Genomic DNA, 24,658 nt, shown 5'->3' with positions numbered 1-24,658 from the left:
TCTCTATCTTTTAGCTTTTAGATTGTTCATTAGTACTTTTAGTCTGATTCGGCAAACTACTATTATCAGATGCTCCTTCTTTCTGTTCTTCTATTGTAGGGCGTTCTTCCTGCTTAGTCTGATTGATAAACAGATAAGCATTTACAAGACTTAAATCATTCTCATCGGCAAATGGTGTATATTTAGCAAATTTCACCAAATCGGCTAGTTTCAATATCTGAGCAAGCCCATCTGTAGCAGATTTTGTATCTGTCGCCAAGTGAACGGTAGCGATGATATCTTCTGAAATCATTTCAGGAGCATCAATATTAAAACGTCCGTCGATATATTGACGTAAAATATCTGTCAATTCGGTATAGTATTCTTTTTCCTGACCTTTTTGCCACATTTTGGAGGCTTTCAGTTTATCAAGCCCCTCTAAAGCCACAACGTGTGGAGGGAGAATAATCTTCGGTGTAAAATAATACCCTTTCTTCTTCTTTCGCATTATAAGGAACGCTATCAAGGCAATAACAGCTAATGCCAATACAATCAAGATTGGAATAAGCAGATATTCGAGATAGTCTTGCCAAACAAAAGGAGGAGACTGAATAGCCTTTATATCTGAGATCTGTAACTTCTCGAAATCGATAGAATCGGTCTGATTATTTTTCAAAGCTTCCAGATATGCGAGAGTAGAATCAGATAATTGGGGCGCTGACACTTTCAAGCCAAAATCATTTGTTCTCAAAGTATCTATTCCATCAATAACCTCAATATAAGGAATGTGATATAATGTAGAATCGAAGGAAGTAACAACATACTTTTGGTTGATGGTCATCACCTCATTAAGCACAGTATCGGGTTTCAACATCTGCAAAACTTCAATTCCTTTCATCAATGTGTCCTGATACACAGGAAATATAATATCTCTTCCTTTCGGCGAGATAACTTCGACATTGATTATTGCTTGCTCTCCTATCAGTATATCCGAAGGTTGTATTGTTGCTCTAACTGTAGATTTCTGTGCACTAAGCGACAAGCCCAGACAACAGAGTAAAGCAAATAACAATATATTTTTTTGTTTCAACATCTTTATTCAGTTAACAGTTATCAGTCAACAGTTATCAATATTTTATACTAGCTCCTTTTCTTAAACAATGCCAGCAAAGCTTTTACATAATCTTCGTCGGTACGGACAGAAACGCTATCTACTTTACTCTTATTGAAAGAGGTTTGCATCTTACCTTGTTGCTTCTGCCACCAGTCTTTATATATTTCTCTCACTTTGCGAGAAGAAGTATCGACCCAGCGCTCACCACCTGTCTCTGCATCCACAACTTTCATCAAGCCAACATTAGGTAGCTGTGTTTCAAGATTATCATAGACCTGAAGCGCAACAATATCATGCTTACGATTGGCTATCGTTAATGCATTATCATAATCTTTGATGTCGATAAAGTCTGATATCATAAAAGTAGTACATCGCTTCTTGATAACATTAGTCAGATATTTTAAAGCCATACCCATATCTGTTTTGGGACTATCGGCCTGAAAGTTTATCAGTTCACGAATAATATAAAGGATATGCTTTTTCCCTTTCTTAGGAGGAATAAATTTTTCAATTTTGTCTGAAAAGAAAATTACACCTATTTTATCATTATTCTGGATGGCTGAGAAGGCTAGAGTAGCAGCAATTTCTGTGACTACATCTCGCTTAATAGTATTCCTTGTTCCAAAATCCTGACTGGCCGAGACATCGACAAGCAACATAACAGTAAGTTCCCGCTCTTCCTCAAACACTTTAATAAAAGGTTTGCTATAGCGGGCTGTCACATTCCAATCAATATCGCGAATATCATCTCCATACTGATATTCACGCACTTCTGAGAATGCCATCCCCCTACCTTTAAAGGCAGAATGATATTGTCCGGCAAATATATTAGCAGACAAACCACGAGTCTTTATTTCAATCTGGCGTACTTTCTTTAATAATTCACTTGTTTCCATAAGAAAAAATAATATGCTAATTATTCTATGCGCCAATATGCTAATTACATTTCTCTTACATTAGCTTATCGACATATCATTATATTGGCATATTGCCTTAAGGCACTTCTACTTTGTTCAGTATTTCACTGATGATTTCATCAGATGTAGTATTGTTAGCCTCAGCTTCGTAAGTTAGTCCGATACGGTGGCGTAGAACATCATGGCACACGGCACGAATATCTTCAGGAATAACATATCCTCTGCGTTTAATGAAAGCATATGCACGGGATGCTAAAGCCAAACTGATGGATGCACGAGGCGACGCACCAAAGCCAATCATACCTTTCAGGGAAGACAAACCGTTGTCTTCCGGGAAACGTGTAGCAAAAACAATGTCTACAATATATTTTTCTATCTTTTCGTCCAGATATACATCTTTGACAACCTCGCGGGCACTGATAATTTCATCAGCTTTCATTACCGGATCTAATTTCCCGTAATCGCCCATCAGGTTATTTCTGAGGATCAACTTTTCTTCTTCTTTTTTAGGGTAGTTGATAACTACTTTGAGCATAAAACGGTCTACCTGTGCTTCGGGAAGCGGATAAGTTCCTTCTTGCTCTATCGGATTCTGTGTTGCCATTACCAAGAAAGGAGAAGGCAATTTATATGTTTTTTCGCCTATAGTAACCTGACGCTCCTGCATGGCCTCTAACAGTGCACTTTGTACCTTAGCAGGAGCACGGTTTATTTCATCTGCTAAAACAAAGTTAGAGAATACCGGCCCATGTTTTACCAGAAACTCTTCTGTTTTCTGGCTATAAATCATTGTACCAACAACGTCGGCAGGTAATAGGTCGGGAGTAAACTGAATACGGCTATATTTCGCATCAATCAATGACGCTAGAGTCTTAATAGCTAATGTCTTAGCCAATCCGGGCACCCCTTCGAGCAAGATATGTCCATCAGCTAATAATCCTATCAAGAGCGATTCTACAAGATGCTTCTGTCCCACAATCACTCTGTCCATTCCCATTGTGAGTGCCTCTACAAATGAGCTTTTGCTCTGTATCCTTTCTGTAAGTTCTCGAATATCAACTTGCGCCATACTGTTGTTTATTTAGCGTTTATATTTATTATTTGATTTTTCCTATTTACTAAGCACGACAAAAATAGATATGTTAAATCTGATTTGCGATTATTAGGAGTTAAAAAAAATTAAGCAGAAAGAACTAATTGAGCCATTTCATATAAATAAAACAAAAGAGGGAAAGCTATACTTAACATTATTTTTATAACTTTATACTCCAACAGACCTAGTCTAGTAGAAAAACACACTATGAACGAATTAAGACCAAACGAACAAAGAAGTAAAACAGCAATTACTCTTATATGGTTAATACTTGCTATAGAAGGACTTTCTATTGCTTCAGGTGTTTTCCAGCTAATAATTTATACAATGATAGATCAGGGCGAATTCGTCTCAGAAAACTTATCTCTAGCAGGTAGTTTTACAGAAGGAGCAGTAGGGCTTTTATACTTAAGTATGTATATAGTTTCTGCAATCACATTCATTCGCTGGTTCAGGCGTGCTTATTATAATTTGGAGACATTGACTCACAATATTGCATATGGAGAAGGATGGGCTGCCGGAGCATGGTTTGTTCCTGTAATGAATCTTTTCGTTCCTTACAGGATAATGAATGAGCTCTACACAAAAACAGATAAATACCTGAAACAACAAGCCGATCGACCTTATCCACAACTAAAGACCACATACCTTCCAATATGGTGGGCACTTTGGATTATAGCGGGGATTGCAGGAAACATAATCTTCAGAACATCGTTACAAGATGAGACTATAGCTGAAATGATAGATAGTCAGATTATGTCGATTATAGGCTCTCTGATAGGAGTCCCTTTAGCTATAGTAACCATAATTGTAATAAATGATTACGCTAAAGCAGAAAAGGTACTATACGAAATAGTACAAGAAGGAGTCGAAGACAGAGTGAACGAACTAGAAAATTAAACAATCATTTATGCTTATCAGCATACAGGTGATGAATAATACCATCTACAAGCCCAACTTTAGGAACATAAATTTCATTCACCTTACATGTTTTAGCTACAGTAAGAAATATTTTTAGGGCAGGGATAATAACATCGGCTCGATAGGTGTTTAATTTAAAGTTCTGAATACGTTCTTCGTAGCTTTGACTATGCAAAGTATCGTATAAAACTTTCATTTCGGGATAGTTTATATATTCCTTTTCTCTCTTACCCAATATTTTATGAATCTTATTTATATTTCCACCCGAAGCTATAATATTTAGAGGAGCATACTTCTTATACACTGTCTTGAGCCACGACTTAAATCTGTCCTGCTCACCAGCTTCCACTGCATTGACAAGCATACGTACAGTTCCCATCTGAAAAGAATTGGAAGTCATTTTCTGCTCCTTACTATACACAACCAACTCGGTACTACCACCTCCAACATCAACATAAAGATAGTTGCGATTTTTATCCATCAGACTACCTAACCCTCCGGCTTCGTAGATAATATCAGCTTCTTCTTGCCCACTAATAATTTCTATATCCAAGTCGCTCTCTTTACGTATAAGATCAGTAATTTCTTTTCCGTTTGCAGCATCACGCATGGCACTGGTTGCACAGGCTTTATAGCTCTCTACCGAATATGCTTTCATTATATGAGAGAATCCCTGCATAGCATCTATAAGCCGAGTTTTCTTTTCTTCACTTATTCGTCCCAACGTAAAAACATCCTCCCCCAAGCGGATAGGTACGCGAAGGAAAGCAGCCTTTTTGAAATCAGGTGCAGATTTTGTATTTTCAATATTATTAATCAGCAAACGAATAGCATTGGAGCCTATATCAATAGCTGCAATTACACTTGTTTCCATATATGATTTTATTTCATGTTTTTATAATAGGAATAAAGCTCCAGCTGCGATCGGCATGGAGGATTATCTCCTCTGGTTATGTAATTATTTTCACCGAACTCAGCTAAATCTCTCGCCTTTTCATTGTCTGACCACTGAATATTAAAAAAATCCAGCAAATTTTGCTTTATACGATTGTCTATGATAGGTATTGCAACTTCAACTCTCCGGTCAAGATTACGAGTCATCCAATCTGCGCTCAAAGCATATACTTTCTCCTCTCCATTATTATAAAAAATAGCCAGTCGGGCATGCTCCAAGTAACGGTCTACAATACTTATCACTCTAATATTTTCACTCAAGCCTTTTACCTGAGGCTGCAAGCAACATGCTCCACGAATAATAAGCCGGATATCTACCCCCGCCTGACTTGCTTTATAGAGCATATTAATCATATCCTCATCAGTCAAACTATTAAATTTCGCATATATATACGCTTTCTTACCACTTTGAGCATTCTTGATCTCTTTTTTGATGAGTTCGTAAAACTGATCACGCATATAGTATGGGGAGACCATCAGCTGCTTGCAAGTAAAATGACGATGTGTATTCACCAGAAAATCGAATACCGACCTTGCATCCGATGCTATTTGAGGATTTGATGTAAATAGTCCAAAATCGCTATATATCTGGGCGGTATTTTCATTAAAGTTACCTGTCCCAATATAGACAAAATCTTTCCCTTTACGCTCTATCAGTACCAACTTGCCATGCACCTTTAAACCATTTACTCCATGTATTACTTTTACCCCTTCTTTCTGAAGGAGTTCGGAGTATTCAACATTTTGTTCTTCATCGAACCGTGCTAACAATTCTAATAATACTACTACCTTTTTACCATTCTTAGCTGCATTTATTAAGGTATTAATAACCTTCGAACGCTCGGCCGTACGATAAAGAGTGATGTAAATACTTTCCACTTTGGGATCAATGGCAGCTTCTCTCAGGAAGTCGATAAAATGATTGAATGTATGATATGGATAGTTGAGTAATATATCTTTTTTAGCTATTACTTTCAATATACTCGAAAACACCTTAATATCAGGATGATGTAATGGAGAAAGTATCTGACTTTCCAAATCGAGACGGACTTTAGGAAATTTCATAAGGTCGCGCATCAGATGATAACGTCCTCCGGCATCTAATTCACCCCGATCTTTAAGTTTTAGCTTTGTAGCTAATATATCCAACATATCCTGAGGCATTTCCTTGTCGTATATAAGCCGAACCGGCTGACCATGCAAACGCCCCTCGAGGCCCGCCTCCATCTTTTCTACCAAACTTTTAGATATATCATCATCTAATGTAAGCTGTGCATCACGCATCAACTTGAAAGTATAGGCGGAAACTGTCTTATAATTGAACATGAAGAATATCTCATCGAGACAAAAACGAATAATATCATCCAAAAAAATAATTTCATTCCGATCTTTAACCGAAGACGGAAGAACAACAAACCGCGGACATGAACTACTTACCGGTATCTGAATTATAGCATAACGCGATTGGCTATGTTTTCCTGCATACATTTTCACTGCATGATAAATAGCATTATCACGCAAAAAAGGTAATTGTGTGGTTTTCCGTATTATAAGCGGAACCAACAAAGGGCTTACAACTGAAGAAAAGTATTCGTGACAAAATTGCTTCTGTCTCTTATTTAATTGTTTTTCATTTATAACATAAATGCCTTGTGTCTCCATTTCGGATAAAACTTCGGCATATATATTACTGAATTTTTTTTGACCTTCGTAAACCTTTGTATTTACAAGAGGTAATAACTCCTTTGCTAAATATCCTCCCGAAAAGAACGGTTGTTTCTTTCCCCTCATCTGACTCAGACGAACAATATTAGCAACCCTTACTTTAATGAATTCATCCTGATTGTTGGAGAAAATACCAAGAAAGCGTAAACGTTGCAGTAAAGGAACACTCTTATCCTGAGCTTCCTGTAGTACTCGTTCGTTAAAAGCAAGCCAACTTAAATCTCTATTATTTATCATCTTATATCTATATAGTGATATACTTCATAACATTTACGAAGGAGAATTGTTTCATCCGAGAAACCCTTAAAATTAACATTATTTCTGTGTATTCTCACAAGGTTATGTACAAAAACTTCTAAGCTAAAGGGATGGAGGATTCTGTTTCGAAGATATTGATTGTCCTTTTACATAGTTTTGTTGATACAAATCTTTTATTATCCCATCTGCTACTCCAATAATAGGCGTTTCTATTACTAAAGCTCGGGCTAGCTTCATCACTTTCAAGTATATCTCTATTGCTGGAAGAATGACCTCCGCCCTATTAAGGTTTATATTATATTTCAAGAGACGCTCTTCATAACTCATTTGTCTGAATTTATAAGAGAAACTCACTAATTCTTCACGCCGAATACGACCGCAGCGACGTAAAAGAGAATCTAACTTATTGATATTGCCTCCCGAACCGACTAAAGAAACTTTCGAGAACTGAGAACTATACTCTACCAGCCAATCTCTCATTCTCGACCATTCTTTCTTTTCCTCTTCTGTCGTAAGATTACGAATAGTACCCAATTTAAAAGCTTCTGTCGCAACTTCCTTATTTTGGTAAAATATAACCATCTCGGTACATCCACCTCCTACATCAGTGTAAATATAAGCTCTGTTTTCTTCCAGCAATTCATCAATACTATTGGCAAGGATGAAACGAGCCTCATCTTTACTCTCTATTATCTCAATATTAACTCCGGATTTTTCCAAAACTGTAGATAATATCTCTTCCGAATTTTCTGCTTCTCGGAGAGCCGATGTAGCACAAGCTCTCCATAGAGCAACTCCATTTACTTCTAATAATCCCAGATAAGATTGCATTAACACAGCTAATTTTTCACATTTCTGTGACGAAATATACCCCTGAGTAAAGGTGTCTTCTCCAAGTTTTAATGGTGTACGAATTAAGGAATCTTTTTTAAAAATAGCCTTTCCGTGATAATCAATCACATCGGTTATTAACAGCCGCACAGAGTTGGAACCGACATCAATGGCTCCTATACGTTTGACATCCATCTTATATTACTTTTTTAAACGAAAGTAGCAGCCAATGGTGACAAAACGGTTACATAAAAACTACAAAAAAATTAAATTTAAGAACGGGCTATAAATTATAAGCTATTGTGACACTGTTTCAATAAATACTTCTTCAAATAGTGATTTCATTTTGATCTTCACTTCTTCCATATCTAACTTATATCCCAATTCTATCTCGATAGAGGTAACTCCTTTATCGACAAATCCACAAGGGTTGATCAATGAAAAATAAGATAAATCGGTATTTACATTCAGTGCAAATCCATGCATAGTAACAAAACGGCTACTACGAACTCCGATAGCAGCAATCTTTCTCGTTTTCGAAGGTATCTTTGTATCAATCCAAACACCTGCTGCCCCCTCGAGTCGTTCTGATTGAATATTATAAGAGGCTAAAAAACGAATTATGATTTCCTCTACGTTAAAAATATATTGTCTCAGTCCAATATTAAATGATTCTAAATCGAAAATAGGATACCCCACAAGTTGTCCAGGTCCATGATATGTAACATCGCCTCCTCGGTCTATTTGGAAAAGAACAACACCTCGATCGTTGAGATAACTTTCCTGAAAAAGTAAGTTTTTATTATCGCCATGTTTTCCAATAGTTATTGTATGGGGATGTTCACAAAACAATAGAGTATTATCAGGCTTCTTCCCTTTATCCTTAAGAGATAGAGCTTTTGCGAACAACTCTTGTTGATACTCCCATGCTCTCCCGTATTCAATAATATTCAAATCATTATATATCATAAAGTCTTCCTATTTTTTTACTTTTCCCGGATTTTTATTTATAAAATCTTTCCAACTTGTAAATTTCTTATCTTGAGAAACGTTATTCGTTTGAAAGAAATGGCAAACTGCCGCCGCTAATCCATCTGTAGCATCCATCTGAGGCAGCATATTCTCGTCAGGAATTTTAAGATAATGTTGTAACATATAAGCAACTTGTTCTTTTGCAGCACGTCCATTTCCTGTAATTGACATTTTTATTTTTAACGGAGCATATTCAAAAATTGGAATATCACGAGACAAAGCAGCCGCCATAGCTACGCCCTGAGCACGTCCAAGTTTGAGCATACTTTGCACATTTTTTCCAAAAAAAGGAGCTTCAATAGCCAACTCATCGGGTAAAAACTCATCAATCAACCCGATTATACGTTCAAATATGCGGCGCAGTTTGAGATAATGGTCGTCGTATTTACTTAGTTGAAGTATTCCCATAGCCATCAGTTCTGGCTTATTGTTTACTATACGCAAAATGCCGTATCCCATTACCTGTGTACCAGGATCTATCCCCAATATTATCCGCTCTTTTTCTATCATGCCTACAATTCTATTTCATCCATTAGCGTAACAAAACCAACAGCTTTATTACCAAAACGAGTGGTTAATTTGTTGTGCAGCTCTTGACCTTGTACAGCGAACCAATGATTCAAGGTATCTACATTTTTCACCCTGAATTGTAGTGAAAAACTTGTACCACCCTTCTCGTGCTGAGCATGAATACGAGAAAAACGGGGTTCGAATAGGAAGCCACTATTTGCGGCTTCTGTAATATATATATCTTTCATATACGAGATATATTGTTCGTATATATCATCCTCCACATGAAAGGTTGTATTAAATATTATCATTGAATATTCTTATTATAATGTAGAACAAATGTACAAAAAGTTTATCTATATCAGAGATAATCACAAGTTGGTTCATTTTACAAAAACTATAAAAATTATATATTTATACGAATCAAAAGCTGAGGTTATGTTACATGAGTAAATCAACTGATAGAAGGTACAAAATAAAAATATAAAGGAAAACTGTACAAGTTTGTCAGGTTTTAGTTAAAATTGAATTAGTTAAAATTGAAAATGATGATTAGAAAAACAGGAGAAAAGAGTATAAAATACCGATTGTCTTTAAAATAATGCAATAAAAAAGCCTGCATAAAATATACACAGGCTTTAATTTCTTATCTAGTATGAATATCTTAATATCCTCTGATAGCTTTAATTCCAGGAAGAACTTTTCCTTCTATGAACTCAAGCAACGCACCACCTCCGGTAGAAACATAAGACACTTGGTCTGCCAATCCAAACTTGTTTACAGCAGCAACAGAGTCACCCCCTCCAACAAGAGAGAACGCTCCTGCTTTTGTTGCAGTAGCAACAGCTTCTGCAGTCACTTTAGTACCATTAGCAAAGTTATCGAATTCGAATACTCCAACAGGACCATTCCAAAGAATAGTTTTAGAAGCCATAAGGACATCTGCAATTTCTTTCTCTCCTTTAGGACCAACATCAAGCCCCATCCATCCGTCAGGAATTTGATCTGCATCTTCGAAGCGAGCATTGGCATCGTTACTGAAAGCATCTGCAATCTTAGCATCGCTTGCAATAACTATATTTACTCCATTTGTTTTTGCTTTAGCTACAATTTCGTTTGCCAAATCCAGTTTATCATCTTCTACAAGAGAGTTTCCAATCTTACCGCCCGCTGCTTTGATGAAAGTAAACGCCATACCACCACCTATAACAAGGTTATTAACCTTATCAAGCAAGTTCTCTATAATATCTATTTTGGAAGAAACCTTAGCTCCACCAATAATTGCAGTGAAAGGACGAGCAGTGTCTTTCATAACTTTCTCTACTGCATCAATTTCTTTTTGCATCAGGTATCCGAACATTTTATGTTCAGCATCAAAACAATCAGCAATAAGAGCTGTAGAAGCATGAGCACGGTGAGCTGTACCAAAAGCATCGTTTACATAAACGTCGGCATAAGAAGCCAATGTTTTTGTAAATTCTTTTTGGCTTTCTTTTATAGCTTTTTTAGCTGCGGCTTTTTCTTCATCAGTGGCATCTTCGGCCAATCCACGAGGTTTTCCTTCCTCTTCAGCATAGAAACGAAGATTTTCCAACAACAAAGCTTCTCCCGGCTGAAGGGCGGCAGCTTTTACTCCTGCTTCTTCGCCTACACAGTCGTTCGCAAACTGCACATCGACTCCAAGAAGTTTAGAAACGTGTGCAAGAATATGCTTTAATGAATACTTATCTTCTACACCTTTAGGACGTCCTAAGTGAGATGCGATAATAGGGCTACCTCCATCGGCTATAATTTTTTTCAAAGTAGGCATTGCTGCACGAATACGGGTATCGTCTGTGATATTGAACTGAGCATCAAGTGGAACATTGAAGTCAACTCTGACGAAAACCTTTTTCCCTGAAAAATTAAATTTGTCAATTGTAATCATAATCTCTTTAATTTAATATATTTAATATAGTTGATTATCAACCCATTGTTATCGCACACTTATTTCTTCAAAACGATGCAAAGATACAAATTTATAAGTAAGATTTTTTACTAAGATCTGAAAATATAACGAATTTTGTAAGACTCCATATTTTTGCTATCCATTTGTCAATTATAGATTACAAAAGCCAGTATATTTCTATAGATTCTACACAAAAAATCAGAGGCTATCTCCATTATTGGGATAGCCTCCAGCAAATAATAAATAAGAAATAGTGTGTAGAAAAGATTTATTCTTTTACATATTTATCATAATTGTTTTTTAACTGGTCATCATCCTTGGCCCACCACCTTGTAGTAGAACTAGGATCAGGATTATCAAATTCTTTTCCTATAGCGACATTACCTTCCTCCTCGGCTGTAGGGAATGGGAGAGTCCATTGAGGAGCGATACCATTCAAGTCGAACGTATTCTTATAGCTCGAAGAATTAATGCCTACATACCCACGATGCAGTCCCAAGGCTAAACGCTTAGCATCATAATAATTTTTCCCTTCACCCCAGAATTCTATACGTTTCTGCAACATCAGTTCTTTTATAAAAGATTCTAAATCGGGCGTTTTTGCCGTACAGTCATAGGTATATCCACTCATTAAGCGATACTTCATAAAGTCATTTAAGAGCTTTCTTGCAGCACCTAAACCGGAATGAGCTGTTGCTTCTGCTTCGATAAAGTACATCTCTTCTACGCGCATTATAGGATAGTCTGTTGCTCCGCCCACACTGGCTGTTGTATAATTTCCACTTCCCGGCCTGAATTTGATACTCACATAGGTATATGGCCACGCATTAAAGCCATTGGCTTTTGTGATTTGTTTGCGAAGATGAGCATAAGATGAGCAGACCTTATATTGATAGCCTGAGTATGTGTTGCCACTTTCCAAGAAAAAAGCAGGATCGAGCCACGAATGCTTCCTAAAGTCTCCATCACTAATAGCATCATATGTTTTTCGGGAAAGAGAACGACCTACCCGCCATCCATATACCGTCCATGACTGTTCGCTACTTAAAAGCATAGTATAGTTGAAACTACCTTCCGTTGCAGCCTTATTATTATCCGGTGATATACTGGTAGCTAACATCCAAGAATTTTGTGTACTCATATTATTGAATCCATTGATAGGATCTTCCCACTGATCTTGAGTTAATGGCTCACATCCACTTTCTGTAATTGCTTTACGAGCATATGTAGCTGCACTGACATAAGCACCGGGTACATTGTCTGCGGCTCTGTTCATATATGCACGAGCATACAGACCATATACAACAGACAAATTGGGTAAACTTTTCGATTCAGGCTTATTATCTTTAAGCATTGACTCAGCAATCGCCAAATCTGAGAAAATAAGCTCATAAACTTTTTCTACTGTAGCACGAGGATTATTCTTTGCCTGATTTTCTGTTGTATTCTCCGTTACGATAGGTACGGCAAGCCCTTTCAGATCTCTATTTGGTTGCAAATAACTATTATCCTTATATTCGTATATAGCAGCCAAATCCATATAATATAAGGCTCTAAACGCATGAGCAACTCCTCTGTAACCCATAATAACAGGATCTTTACTACCTTTATCTATCATCTTTATTATATCATTTACTGTTTTGATATAACCATAGTAGACAAAGAATGGATACTTACCTCTATTATTTAGTTTCCCATTGATAGACTGTGCTGTAGTATAAGCAGCAGTAGTGTTGAAGCCACTATATCCTGATACTACCATGTCGGTAGTCATCATTTCCAGCATCACCTGAAGTCCGCCATAAGAAACAACCTCTACCCCTGCATCAGAATTTTCATAAGCTACCATCATTGCCGGAATAGCATTGACCAAAGCCGCCATGTGTTCAGGCGAATTACCATCTATTTGCTCTTCGATAATATAATCAGACTCAGGACTCATATCTTGTATACATCCGTAGAAGGTAATACATGAAACAAGTGCACTTATCAAAAATATTTTAAACTTTTTCATAATTTCTGTTTTTTTACCTAAAATTCACTTATTAAAATCTAATATTCAAACCGAAAGATATAGTTCGGATTGGAGAATAAGATTCTGCATTGCTATATCCCATTATAGACTGGCGTGGATCAAAACCTTTGCGAGCAGAAATGTAAGCTACATTTTCGCATGACATATAAAGACGTAAACTTTCTATATCGAACTGAGTTAAGAGACTTTTAGGTAAAGTATAACCAAAGTTTATATTTTGTAGGTTTAGGAAACTTGCAGACTCAAGGAATCTATCCGAACGAGAGTTTTGGTTTGTATCGCCAAACTGGAAACGGGGAATATTAGACCCTGTATTATCCACAGACCAAGCGTTTAATATATCTTTATGGAAATTTCCGCCATACGCTGATTGAGGAGCCGACATTGCATTGGCATATTGACGGTCGTATGCTTTTCCTCCAATCTGATAATTGAGATTCAACGACAAATCGAATCCTCTAAAATTGAGAGTGGTTCCAAAACCTCCATATAGATCGGGGAGTGCTGTACCGCACAAGTAACTATCTGCTTTGCTATAATCTGTAGTAGTTTCTCTCCCTGTAACTTTTCCATTTGCATCTTTCACATCCTTGTACCAAGTAGAAAGACCTTCTTCATTTACTCCCGCATACTGAGGGATATACCATGTATAGAGAGGAAGATCTTCACCTATAAAGAATTTATATTTGCTAACAAAGCTATTATCATCGTAAGTATATCCTCCATGACCATCAACAGCAAGCGTCTTTTTATCACCAGGCAATTCCATAACTTTATTCTTCACATGAGCCACATTGAAATTAAAGTCCCAATAAAGGTCTTTATTCTTAACAATTACAGTATTGAGCTCGACTTCCAAACCGGAATTGCGCATATCTCCTACATTCATGAAATAACTGGTATATCCGATAGAAGGAGGAGTGGTTACGCTAAAGAGCATATCGCTAGTCTTTCTATAAAAATAATCAATAGATCCGGTTATTCTATTACCAAACAAACCAAACTCAACTCCGGTATTAAAGTTCGTATTAGTTTCCCATGTTATATCTTCTGTTCCTTTTTGTTTGAAAGTAAATGCAGGTTTCCCCCCGCTATTGGAGATATTATATTGATCCGAAAATAAGTAACTACTAATATTATCATTCCCTTGAGAACCAACACTAGCCTTGAACTTAAATTCATCCATCCAGCGTATGTTATACCATTCTTCTTTGTTCAGAATCCAGGCACCACCGGCACTCCAAAAATTTCCCCAACGCATATTACTGTTGAAACGAGACGAAGCATCTCTACGAAAGGAGGCTGATAGATGGTACTTCCCATTATAGTCATACATAGCTCGTGATAAATATCCTTCATTGTTATATTTATCTACATACGAAGACTCACTTGTCGAATTATCCAATGCGCCATTTAACTCATGGTTATCTTCAAATGCCATGTTTGTTTTATAAGCATACAGATACTTGAATTGGTAGTTATAATATTCATGCCCCACCAGAACAGTCAAATTATGACGATCGGCAAAAGTAGATGTATAGTTTAACAATTGCTGCACATTGTAGCTTTGACGACGAGAGTGAGACTTTCCTACCGAACCATTATTTTGCGATGTTGAATAATTTTCTGCATAAGGACTCGACACTGATGTACCCCGATATTCATCGTTAAGAATACTGGCATTGACTGTAAGTTTCAGTTTATCGGAAAATCTGATATCAGAAAAAGCGGATGCAGTCAAAGAGTTTCCATCTGTTTTACTTACGTTGTATTTATTAAAAAAGGCAGGATTGGAACCTGAATATGCAGGACGCTCAACTCCATGTCCTGACCCGAAGTCATACATTTGTTCTCCCCATTTATCTATCATTATATTTTTATTTCCATCTCGAAGATAGATAGGATAAATAGGCCCTATTCCATGTATAAATGACCAGATATTACCGGTAGAACCAATAGTACCTTCGCTTACTTTGTCGTAATCATATTTTGTATAACCAACATTAGCTCCGACTTTCAACCAGGTCTTAGCCTGATAGTCAGCTTTCAGACGTCCCGTAATACGTTCCATTTTAGAACCGTCAGTTATACCTTCATTCTGTAAATAGCCTAATGAAGAGTAAAAGTTTATTTTTTCATTAGCACCGGCTATCGTTGCCAGATATTCCTGACGAAAACCGTTGCGGAGAGCTTCTTTTTCCCAGTCATCCGGCTGTAGCCAATAATCCTGGCCATTATAGCTATACTTACGACCAAGTGTTGCATTCGGATTTACCAATCCATCTGTACCAATAAAATCCTGACCATCAGGAACTGTAAATATCATATATCCGGGTCCCTTTCCAGAAGTCTGACTGGAAACATCTGACGACGCTTGTTTATGAGCTTCTGCAGGAGACATTCCGTCACTTATATTCTTATTATAAAGAGCCTTGTAATACACTTGATAGTATTGTTTCGGATCTTTTATATAATCATATGTCTTAAGTGCAGATTGACTCAACCCCCACTTTGCATCAAGAGTAACGCTTGCGCCATTAAGTTTTCCTCTTTTAGTAGTAACCATTATAACACCATTGGCTCCACGAGCCCCGTAAAGAGCATTTGATGCAGCATCTTTAAGGACAGTCATAGATTCTATATCAGCAGGATTAAGAGTGCCCATATCACCATCAAAAGGCATTCCATCTACAACGATCAACGGAGCATTATCTGTATTGATAGACCCTACTCCACGAACTAAAATTTGAGGAGACTCTCCAAACTGCCCCGATGTATTACTTATTTGCACACCTGACACACGTCCGGCAAGTACTTGCGCAGCATTGGCTTGCTGGCTTTTCACAATATTATCGGTATTAAGAACGCCTGCTGATCCGGTAAAGGCTTCTTTCTTCATTGTACCAAAAGCTACGACAAGAACTTCATCCAATACCTTCGAGTTTTCTTCAAGTGTAATCGTTAAGGGGGTCTGGTTTACTATTTTTATTTCTTGCGTAATATAGCCAATGTAAGAAACTTGTAAAATAGCTCCTTGAGGCATACGGATAGAGAATTCACCCTTCACATCAGTAGACACCCCATTTGTTGTACCCTTTTGAACCACACTTGCTCCTACAACAGGCTCCCGGTCTGCATCTAAGACAATTCCTTTTATTTGCACATTACTTTGGGCTGTCTCTGAAGGGGATGCCCCCTTTTGCTTTTCAGTCAAAATTATTTGTTTATCGACTATTCTGTATTGAATATTTGTTCCAACAAATAGCTTACTTAGGGCACCTTCCAGTGTTTGCCCCGAAATATTCATGTCTACAGTTTTACTCAAATCGAGTTTTTTATCTAATACAAGAAAGGTAAATTCAGTTTTATTTTCAATCTGATTAATTACCTCCTCAATTGTAGCACCTCTAAAAGAAAAAGATGAAGATGCTATCTGCGAAAAGCCATCTGTAATACTTAATAAGAAAACAGTTGTTAACAACAATAATACTTTAATTTTCATTATACGATATTTTTTAAGATAAGCGAAAAAAATATGATCTCAGGATATTCATGTTTCTCATATTCAATACCAATTAAATTTAAGTTCGCGGGATTTTTTAAAATTGCAAATCCCAAATTCTCCGATTCATAGATAAGGTTACACTAACTTGTGTGTCTTTTTTAGATTAAAGGAAATGTAAATAGATTATTCTCATAAGCAAAATCGTTTTATTAGTAATTATTTAAACCATACATCAATTTTTTGTTTCATTAGAGTAGAATTTGTGTTCTGCGTCGGTTCTGTTACCTTCCATTCGATCGGAGCCGCCATCTGTAAATAAGAAAATATCTGATAGATTGTTTCGTTTGTAAATGTGACTCGGGAGTAATAGTTTTGAGCCAACTTATTTTCGTCATGTAAAATAATATCAACATTATATCTCCTGCTCAATCTCTCGAACATTTCGGACAAAGAAGCATTTCTAAATATAATTTTACCATCCTTCCATGCTGTCTTCTCATCCGTATCCACTTTCCTCAATTTGTAAGACCGATCTCGAATATCAAATACAAGACCTTCATCCGGCCTTATTTTCTGATTGAATGTATGAATATCTGTCACGTAGAGTTCCCCCTCGACAAGGACAGCTTCCACTAATTGTTCTGTAGTATTAACATTAAAACTCGTACCATGTGCCTGTATTTCAAAACCTGAGGATGTAGACACAATAAAAGGAGAATCTTTATTTGTCTCCACATCGAAGAAAGCTTCCCCAACAAGCTCTACCTTACGACTTGACGTTTCAAATTGAGAAGGAAAGCGTAACCTTGAGCCGGAATTGAGCCAAACAATAGATTTATCCGGTAGTTCGAACTTAGAGACAAGACCCGGAGCAGACACAACCTCTGTATATAAAGGTTTTTTATTCTGTAAACTATCTACATAGTTATATATAAGGACTACACTATTGATCAACAATAGCACAACTATACAGGCAGCCAAATATAACCAATATTTTGTCTTTCCAAGTTTTACATTCTTTCCTGCAATCTTTCTCCGCACTGTCTTATAGCCCCCTTCTATATCAACAGTTTTTATCTCATCAATATGCTTTTGCAGAGCCAAAGCTTTATACATCTGAGAAAGCTCCTCTCCCGTAAGCTCAGACTGTGTGAAAAATTGATTCAGATCTTCTTTTTTATCCTTATTATTTCCCATATATTTCGCCTCATTCTATATATAAGACACTCTACTAAAATAATAGTGTCACGAATCCCGTTTTTTATTTAAGATATTTTTCTCTTTTTTTAGAATATTTTTTCATTATTTTGTAAAATATGAATAGCATACTATGTACTATGAGTAACTCTTCGGAATTATTGTTTGAGAAAATGGTCATGTATGATGATAAAGAAGCATTCGCTGAATTATTCAGTCTTTATTATCCTCCCTTATGTATCTTCGCTAAAAAATATATTGAAGAAGAAGATTCTAGCAAAGATATCGTACAGGATATCTTCGTCTATTTTTGGGAAAGCAGAGATAAGCTGCCTCCCAAAATAGATGTTAGAAACTACCTCATGGTTTCTGTAAAGAATAGCTGCCTGAATTATTTAAGAAAGAAAAAAACTGCACAGAAGTATCAAGAAAACGTCCTTGAGAAACATAGAACAGGCACACAAGAGCAAGACTACATATATTTACTATCTGAATTGGAGGAACAATTAAGCACTGCTTTATCAAAACTACCGGACAATATTCGTCTTGTTTTCGAAAAAAATAAGATAGAAGGTAAAACTTATGAGGAAATAGCAGCAGAGTTATGTATTTCAGTAAGAACGGCAAAAAGATATAATGCACAAGCTATAGAACTGCTAAAAAAGATGCTAAAAGATTACTCTTTACTTCTTCTATATCTTTATTTCATAGCCGATCTTTGAAAGTAAAGACTATAAAAACAACAGTGAACCAAGACTAATCTTAGTTCACTATTATACATTAATATCTTTATTGTAAATCTTCCTCTTTATACATTTTATTGAATTTGGGACGAACCAATAAACGGAGGGATACATCATAGTTGAGATAACTCCATACCCAATCTATAAATACCGAAACCTTATTTCTCATACCAACAATGGAGAGTATGTGTACCCATAGCCATAGCCACCATGCAAACCAGCCACCAAAGCGAAACTTACCAAGATCTGCTACTGCAGCGTTTCGCCCAATAGTAGCTAACGACCCTTTATCTTTATATACAAACTCGTGCCATGCACTATTCCTTTCGCTATCTCCATTCAAATTCACTGCCAGATTTTTTGCCATCTGTAAGGCCACCTGAGCTACTTGAGGATGTCCTTTAACTCTATCTTCAGAGACTAACAAAGATGTATCTCCAATAGCAAATATATCATTATAGCCTTCAACCTGATTATAATTATTTACAACAAGACGACCTCTATTATAAGAGTTTTCGCTAAGTCCGTTCAAACTATTTGGTCTAACTCCTGCCACCCAAAACACATTGCGAGAGCGTATCTGAGAATCATCCCCCATTGTTACACATGAATCTTCTACAGATTTAACTGTCTTATTAAGGTGAATATTTACACCTCTATCTTTTAGCGTATCATAAGCCTTTTGAGACGCTCTTTGAGACATACCTCCTAACAAGCGATCCATACCATCCATCAGATGTATATCCATTTCATTAAAGTCTATTTCCGGATAGTCTTTAGGAAAAATAGACTTCCTCATATCAGCTAATGCTCCTGCCAATTCTACCCCTGTAGCTCCTCCGCCTACAATTACAAAAGTAAGTAACTCCTTTCGTTTACTGTCATCGGTAGTAGTCAAAGACTCTTCGAAACTAAGAAGTATTCTATTTCGCATCAACAATGATTCCGACAGAGACTTTAGAGCAAAAGTATTCTCTTTTATACTGTCATTTCCAAAATAGTTTGTATCACAGCCGGTAGCTATTACCAACAGGTCGTAAGGTACAATACCAATATTGGTAGTTAATTCCTTTTTGTCCGGATCGACAAATGTTGCCTCACACATTCGGAAATGCAAATCCTTGTTTTTTTGAAAGTTTTTCCGATGCGGATAGGATATAGAACTCGGCTCCAAACCTCCAGTAGCCACCTGATAAAACAAAGGCTGAAACTGATAATAATTATTTTTATCTATCAGAATCACTTGATATTGCCTTTTATCAATCTTTTTTGCAAGTTCGAGTCCTGCAAAACCACCGCCTATGACTACAAGGCGTTTCTTGTCTCCCCGATCAGGTATATTTGCTGTAGTAATCATAAATTATTATTGTGTATTATTGCGTTACATATTCTATTTATTTAAAACAACGACTTTGCCTGTCTTTACAAATTACGATTTTAACTAAAACCTGACAAAGTTGTACATCTTTTACTTACTTTTCATTCATTACGTTTAATACTAATTGAAAGATTTATCTTTCTTATAGATAAAGTTTTCAGTTCTGACACAATGTATAATTTTAATTATCAGATACCATATTATAATAAAACCATCTATACACAGAAGCCCCATATGCGTTCTTCTTGTATAAATGGTGTTAACAACTAATAAGGAAAATCCCTTCTTATTTCTTTGCGTCTTTGCTTGCTTGCAACTTAGCTTTTGCTACCTCATAAACTCCCGGAAGGATTGATATGACAATAATAGCAACTACAACAAGCTTCAAATTGTTTTGAACAATTTCTAATCCTCCAACGAAGTAACCGAGTAGACAGAAAATCACTACCCAAGCTACACCTCCTATAACGTTAAACGAGAAGAAATGTTTATATGTCATTTTACCCATACCTGCCACAAAAGGGGCAAACGTACGAACGATAGGTACAAATCGGGCAATTATGATCGTTTTACCACCATGCTTCTCATAAAAATGATGTGTCTTTTCTAAATATTCCTGTTTAAATATCTTAGAATTAGGATTACTAAACAGCTTGTCTCCAAAGAAACGTCCTATCGTATAATTTACAGCATCACCAATTATCGCAGCCACGATAAGAATTATAAGCAGCCAATAGATGTGAAGAGAGTTTCCCGGATTTGCAGTTATTGCTCCAGCTAAGAAAAGAAGAGAGTCGCCCGGAAGAAAAGGTGTTACAACCAGACCGGTTTCACAAAAAATAATAATAAACAAAATTGCATATACCCATGTATCATATTGATTTACCAAATGATTAAGAGCATCCTGAGTATTAAATAATAATTCATGGATAAAACTCCATGCTTCGTTTAAAAATTCCATTTTTAAATTGTTATTATATATAATAAAGAATGATGAGATTTATCTCACCATTCTGTTTGCTTTATGACACCAATAGTCCGGCAGCGACGATATCACGCTTTTCCTTTCCGGCCAATTGCTCAACCAAACTAAGAGCAAAATCGATAGTAAGTCCGGGACCACGGCCGGTAGTAATATTACCATCAACGACTACAGCTTTTTCTGTCTGCAAATTTGCTCCGTCCAGATACTTTTCAAAACCGGGATATGCTGTTGCATTTTTTCCTTTGAGAAGTCCTAGACCTCCCAAGACCATCGGAGATGCACAAATTGCAGCAACTCTATTCCCTTTATTTGCAAAACGGAGAAGTTCCTTCTTCATCTCCTCATGTTCGTTGAACTTAACTGTCCCTCCGGGTAAAACGAGAATCTCCGCTGTAGAAAAATCAGCCTGATCAAACATCAGATCAGCAACTACAGGGATCTGATGACTTCCCATTACTTGTTTACTATCTGTCAACGACACCGACTTCACATTCAATTCTGCTCTGCGCAAAACATCAATAGTACCAAGCGCCTCTATTTCTTCAAATCCTGTTGTTAGAAATACAAATATAGTTTTCATATCCAATTTAATTTAGATTAAACTTATATGTAATTGTTCCTTTTTGATTGGTTACTGCCGAAACAGCATTAAATTTAGTCCGTTTTGCAGCTCTAATAGCCTCATTACGCAAATTGGTATTCGGAGTATTTGTACCTTTACCAATAGTGGCCTCCACAACATCTCCTCTTGCATTTACAAGAATATCGACAACTACTGTTCCATAATCATCTACCGAATAGTTAGGCTTTATCAGTCCTCCACCACCTAGACTACGACCACCCAGGTCGAAAGAACCCCAACCCCCTACTCCGGATGTTTTACCATAGCTGGCATTACCTGTCGGTACACCTTGCGTACCTGTTCCTTCAGTATTTCCACGGCTACCACTGCCTGTTCCATTACCAAAGAGCCCTGACATCTGATTATTGATCTGCCCCTTCTTTTCTGCTTCCTGCTGGGCAACACGCTCGGCCTCCGCTTTCTTACGCAATTCGGTTGCTTCACGTTCCCGTTGCTCTTCAGCTTTCCTTTTGGCTTCTTTTATCGCCACTGTTTCTTCAAAGTCTTGTGTTACAGGAGGGGTTGTTGTATTTTTTATAGCGGGTTTTATTTCTTTAGTGGTATTTTCTACCATCGGAATAGGATCAGGAGTAACATTGGGAGAAGATGCTTCTGTTGCCCCAACATTTCCATTTCCTCTACCAAAAGGTTCATCATCACCAAAAGCATCGGCAACATTGCCAAACATAACAGGTACTCCTTCAAGATCCTCTGTATGGCGAATAATAGGCGTAAAATCGAGAGTATAAAATAAGAGAGCTAAAATAACAAGCAAGTGAAAACCCACCGTTACCCCTACACTTATCATCCTGTCTTTTTGAGCCTCCATAATTTATTCTATTTCAAATGTTTCTTTCAAGCAATTTTTATAAGATGCTATTGTATTCTCTAATCCAAGATAAAGAGCATCACTAATAAGAGCATGACCAATCGACACTTCATCGAGCCAAGGAATATTTACATACAAATAATTTAAATTCTCAAGACTTAAATCATGGCCGGCATTAATCCCCAATCCTATTTTTTTTGCCAACCTTGCTGCTTCTACAAAGGGAGCAACAGCCATCTCTCTATTTTTCGAATAGTTTACAGCATAAGGTTCTGTATATAGTTCGATACGATCAGTTCCGGTTTTTGCTGCAGATTCGATAATTTTAGGATCGGTTCCGGTAAATATAGAAGTACGGACTCCAGCCTCATGGAACTCATCAATCAGGTCCGATAAAAACTGTCGATGTTCTACAGTATCCCACCCGGCATTAGATGTCAAAGCATCTGGTTTGTCGGGAACTAAAGTAACTTGTGTCGGCCTAATAGTTTTTATGAGATCTACAAACTGAGAAGAAGGATAACCTTCTATATTAAACTCTGTTTTCACCTTAGCCTTCAAGTCATATACATCTTTGAATCGGATGTGTCTTTCATCAGGACGAGGATGCACAGTTATTCCGTCTGCTCCAAACCTCTCACAGTCAAGAGCCACTTTCACAACATCAGGAACATTTCCTCCACGAGCATTTCGTAGTGTTGCTACTTTGTTTATATTTACACTTAATTTAGTCATGAACAGCAATATAATAAAGTACCTTCTAATATAAATACAAAAAAGAATCTATCAGTCGAAACTTTTTAGCAACTTTGCAGAACGGTACTAAGCTACAAAGGTAACACGAATTGATGAATTTGTAGATATCAGTTCCATTTTATTAACAGCTCAAGCAGTTATTTGTTTTATATGCAAGGCTAGTTTTGCAAAACAAAAGAATTATGAAGATAGCAATATTTGGCAGTAAACATCAGAAGAAAGAACAAGTAGAAAAATTATTTGAATTATTAGAACAAAATAAAATAGAAATATATATTCAAAATAAATTCTACACCTACTTAAAAGATGTTCTTGCCCTGAATTACAATATTGCAGGCATAATAGATTCTGACAATTTTGATGTCGATCTAGTTGTTAGCATTGGAGGTGATGGCACATTCTTACGTACAACAACTGCTATTGGCAAAAAAAATATACCCATATTAGGCATCAACGCCGGACGCTTAGGCTTTCTTGCGGATGTAGGAGAAAAGGATCTGGAGGCTACATTTTCGGATATACTTTCAGAGAATTACAGAATAGAGCATCGAAGCCAGCTTCAACTATCAACAGAACATCGCAATTATGAAGGATTCAACTATGCTTTGAACGAAATAGCAATCTTGAAACAAGACACAGCATCTATGATAACTGTACATGCATCTATTAATGGAGAATATTTAACCTCATATGAAGCTGACGGACTTGTTATTGCCACTCCAACAGGATCTACAGCATATGCCCTCAGTGTAGGAGGCCCTGTACTCGCTCCCACAACATCCAACTTTGTTATAGCTGCCGTAGCTCCTCATAGTTTGAGCAATCGACCTTTAGTTGTTCCTGACGACAGCATAATTACTCTCGATGTAGAAAGTCGCAATAATAGCTTTCTCATATCACTTGACGGACGATCAAACATATTCCGAACTGGGACTAAGCTAACTATTTCAAAGGCTGATTTTAAACTAAAAGTTATAAAAAGAAGAGAAAATACTTTCTACAAGACTCTACGAAATAAATTGATGTGGGGAGTAGACCCGAGACAGTCTTAAAAACATTCACTCAGATAAGCTTTTTACTATTTCATCCTATGCAAAAATCTACTTTCACTTGAGAACAAAATGGTTGAGTGATTCCGGTTTTTGTTATCAAGATGCTGCAGAAGGAGGAAGTCTTTTTATATTTCATCATACAGTTCACATTTGAGCATGTGTGAGATGTGTAGTAGAAGAATAGAAGAGTAGAGAAGTGAGGGGGCTAGTGTAAACACAAAAAAGGTTCGTATATTACTATACGAACCTTCTTCACTTTAAAACGGCGGTAACC

General features: G+C 36.8%; 21 protein-coding genes. 3 read left to right on the top strand and 18 right to left on the bottom strand.

Annotated features, from left to right (window positions below; translation table 11 throughout):
* Positions 1-10: 10 nt before the first annotated feature.
* From BGC7_RS00105 to BGC7_RS00095, 3 genes are all read right to left on the bottom strand, one after another.
* Positions 11-1,072 (bottom strand): hypothetical protein, encoded by a 1,062-nt coding sequence (locus tag BGC7_RS00105; RefSeq protein WP_050699521.1) that lies wholly within the window; start codon positions 1,070-1,072, stop codon positions 11-13.
* Between the two features lie 47 nt (positions 1,073-1,119).
* A complete protein-coding gene (locus BGC7_RS00100; protein WP_050699520.1) occupies positions 1,120-1,989 on the bottom strand; it encodes a DUF58 domain-containing protein in 870 nt (289 codons plus the stop codon).
* A 97-nt stretch (positions 1,990-2,086) separates the two neighbouring features.
* Positions 2,087-3,079: an AAA family ATPase gene (locus BGC7_RS00095; protein WP_050699519.1), complete on the bottom strand. Its 993-nt coding sequence runs from the start codon at positions 3,077-3,079 to the stop codon at positions 2,087-2,089.
* Positions 3,080-3,310: 231 nt separating this feature from the next.
* Here BGC7_RS00095 and BGC7_RS00090 point away from each other — a divergent pair, with 231 nt between their 5' ends.
* Positions 3,311-4,003, top strand: coding sequence for a DUF4328 domain-containing protein (locus BGC7_RS00090; RefSeq protein WP_050699518.1), 693 nt, complete (start codon positions 3,311-3,313; stop codon positions 4,001-4,003).
* Between the two features lie 4 nt (positions 4,004-4,007).
* Here BGC7_RS00090 and BGC7_RS00085 read toward each other — a convergent pair whose 3' ends face one another.
* From BGC7_RS00085 to BGC7_RS00040, 10 genes are all read right to left on the bottom strand, one after another.
* The gene (locus BGC7_RS00085; RefSeq protein ID WP_050699517.1) at positions 4,008-4,898 is read right to left on the bottom strand and encodes a Ppx/GppA phosphatase family protein; all 891 of its coding nucleotides are present in this window, start codon (positions 4,896-4,898) and stop codon (positions 4,008-4,010) included.
* Positions 4,899-4,906: 8 nt separating this feature from the next.
* Entirely contained in the window at positions 4,907-6,940 is a 2,034-nt protein-coding gene (ppk1, locus tag BGC7_RS00080) for a polyphosphate kinase 1 (RefSeq protein WP_050699516.1), read from the bottom strand.
* 123 nt (positions 6,941-7,063) lie between these two features.
* Positions 7,064-7,987, bottom strand: a complete 924-nt coding sequence (locus tag BGC7_RS00075) for a Ppx/GppA phosphatase family protein (RefSeq protein WP_050699515.1) — start codon at positions 7,985-7,987, stop codon at positions 7,064-7,066.
* Between the two features lie 102 nt (positions 7,988-8,089).
* Positions 8,090-8,761, bottom strand: a complete 672-nt coding sequence (lipB, locus tag BGC7_RS00070) for a lipoyl(octanoyl) transferase LipB (RefSeq protein WP_050699514.1) — start codon at positions 8,759-8,761, stop codon at positions 8,090-8,092.
* Between the two features lie 9 nt (positions 8,762-8,770).
* Positions 8,771-9,331, bottom strand: a complete 561-nt coding sequence (gene ruvC / locus BGC7_RS00065) for a crossover junction endodeoxyribonuclease RuvC (protein WP_185112933.1) — start codon at positions 9,329-9,331, stop codon at positions 8,771-8,773.
* A 5-nt stretch (positions 9,332-9,336) separates the two neighbouring features.
* Positions 9,337-9,645, bottom strand: coding sequence for a DUF4286 family protein (locus BGC7_RS00060; RefSeq protein ID WP_050699512.1), 309 nt, complete (start codon positions 9,643-9,645; stop codon positions 9,337-9,339).
* 353 nt (positions 9,646-9,998) lie between these two features.
* Positions 9,999-11,261: a phosphoglycerate kinase gene (gene pgk, locus BGC7_RS00055; protein WP_050699511.1), complete on the bottom strand. Its 1,263-nt coding sequence runs from the start codon at positions 11,259-11,261 to the stop codon at positions 9,999-10,001.
* 289 nt (positions 11,262-11,550) lie between these two features.
* A complete protein-coding gene (locus BGC7_RS00050) occupies positions 11,551-13,296 on the bottom strand; it encodes a RagB/SusD family nutrient uptake outer membrane protein (protein ID WP_050699510.1) in 1,746 nt (581 codons plus the stop codon).
* Between the two features lie 31 nt (positions 13,297-13,327).
* Positions 13,328-16,819 (bottom strand): TonB-dependent receptor, encoded by a 3,492-nt coding sequence (locus BGC7_RS00045; protein ID WP_082206376.1) that lies wholly within the window; start codon positions 16,817-16,819, stop codon positions 13,328-13,330.
* Between the two features lie 219 nt (positions 16,820-17,038).
* Positions 17,039-18,019, bottom strand: coding sequence for a FecR family protein (locus BGC7_RS00040; RefSeq protein ID WP_050699509.1), 981 nt, complete (start codon positions 18,017-18,019; stop codon positions 17,039-17,041).
* A 119-nt stretch (positions 18,020-18,138) separates the two neighbouring features.
* On the opposite strand from BGC7_RS00040, the gene BGC7_RS00035 reads away from it, so the two are divergent.
* Complete coding sequence (locus BGC7_RS00035) at positions 18,139-18,741, top strand: RNA polymerase sigma-70 factor (protein WP_082206375.1); 603 nt, start codon at positions 18,139-18,141, stop codon at positions 18,739-18,741.
* Positions 18,742-18,808: 67 nt separating this feature from the next.
* On the opposite strand, the gene BGC7_RS00030 is transcribed toward BGC7_RS00035, so the two are convergent.
* The 5 genes from BGC7_RS00030 to BGC7_RS00010 form a co-directional block, all read right to left on the bottom strand.
* Entirely contained in the window at positions 18,809-20,119 is a 1,311-nt protein-coding gene (locus tag BGC7_RS00030) for an NAD(P)/FAD-dependent oxidoreductase (protein WP_050699507.1), read from the bottom strand.
* A gap of 307 nt (positions 20,120-20,426) precedes the next feature.
* Positions 20,427-21,101, bottom strand: coding sequence for a DedA family protein (locus BGC7_RS00025; protein WP_050699506.1), 675 nt, complete (start codon positions 21,099-21,101; stop codon positions 20,427-20,429).
* Between the two features lie 61 nt (positions 21,102-21,162).
* Positions 21,163-21,705, bottom strand: a complete 543-nt coding sequence (locus BGC7_RS00020) for a DJ-1 family glyoxalase III (protein ID WP_050699755.1) — start codon at positions 21,703-21,705, stop codon at positions 21,163-21,165.
* 7 nt (positions 21,706-21,712) lie between these two features.
* Positions 21,713-22,576: a cell envelope integrity protein TolA gene (locus BGC7_RS00015; protein WP_050699505.1), complete on the bottom strand. Its 864-nt coding sequence runs from the start codon at positions 22,574-22,576 to the stop codon at positions 21,713-21,715.
* A gap of 3 nt (positions 22,577-22,579) precedes the next feature.
* Positions 22,580-23,311, bottom strand: a complete 732-nt coding sequence (locus tag BGC7_RS00010; protein ID WP_050699504.1) for a pyridoxine 5'-phosphate synthase — start codon at positions 23,309-23,311, stop codon at positions 22,580-22,582.
* A 203-nt stretch (positions 23,312-23,514) separates the two neighbouring features.
* On the opposite strand from BGC7_RS00010, the gene BGC7_RS00005 reads away from it, so the two are divergent.
* On the top strand, positions 23,515-24,384 hold the full coding sequence (locus tag BGC7_RS00005) for an NAD kinase (RefSeq protein WP_050699503.1): 870 nt from the start codon (positions 23,515-23,517) through the stop codon (positions 24,382-24,384).
* Positions 24,385-24,658: the final 274 nt, after the last annotated feature.

Source organism: Dysgonomonas sp. BGC7 (genome assembly GCF_001261735.1).
In the GTDB taxonomy this organism is placed as follows: Bacteria; Bacteroidota; Bacteroidia; order Bacteroidales; family Dysgonomonadaceae; genus Dysgonomonas.
The sequence above is the reverse complement of the archived record's forward strand: the minus strand, read 5'-3'. Positions and strand labels throughout refer to the sequence as shown.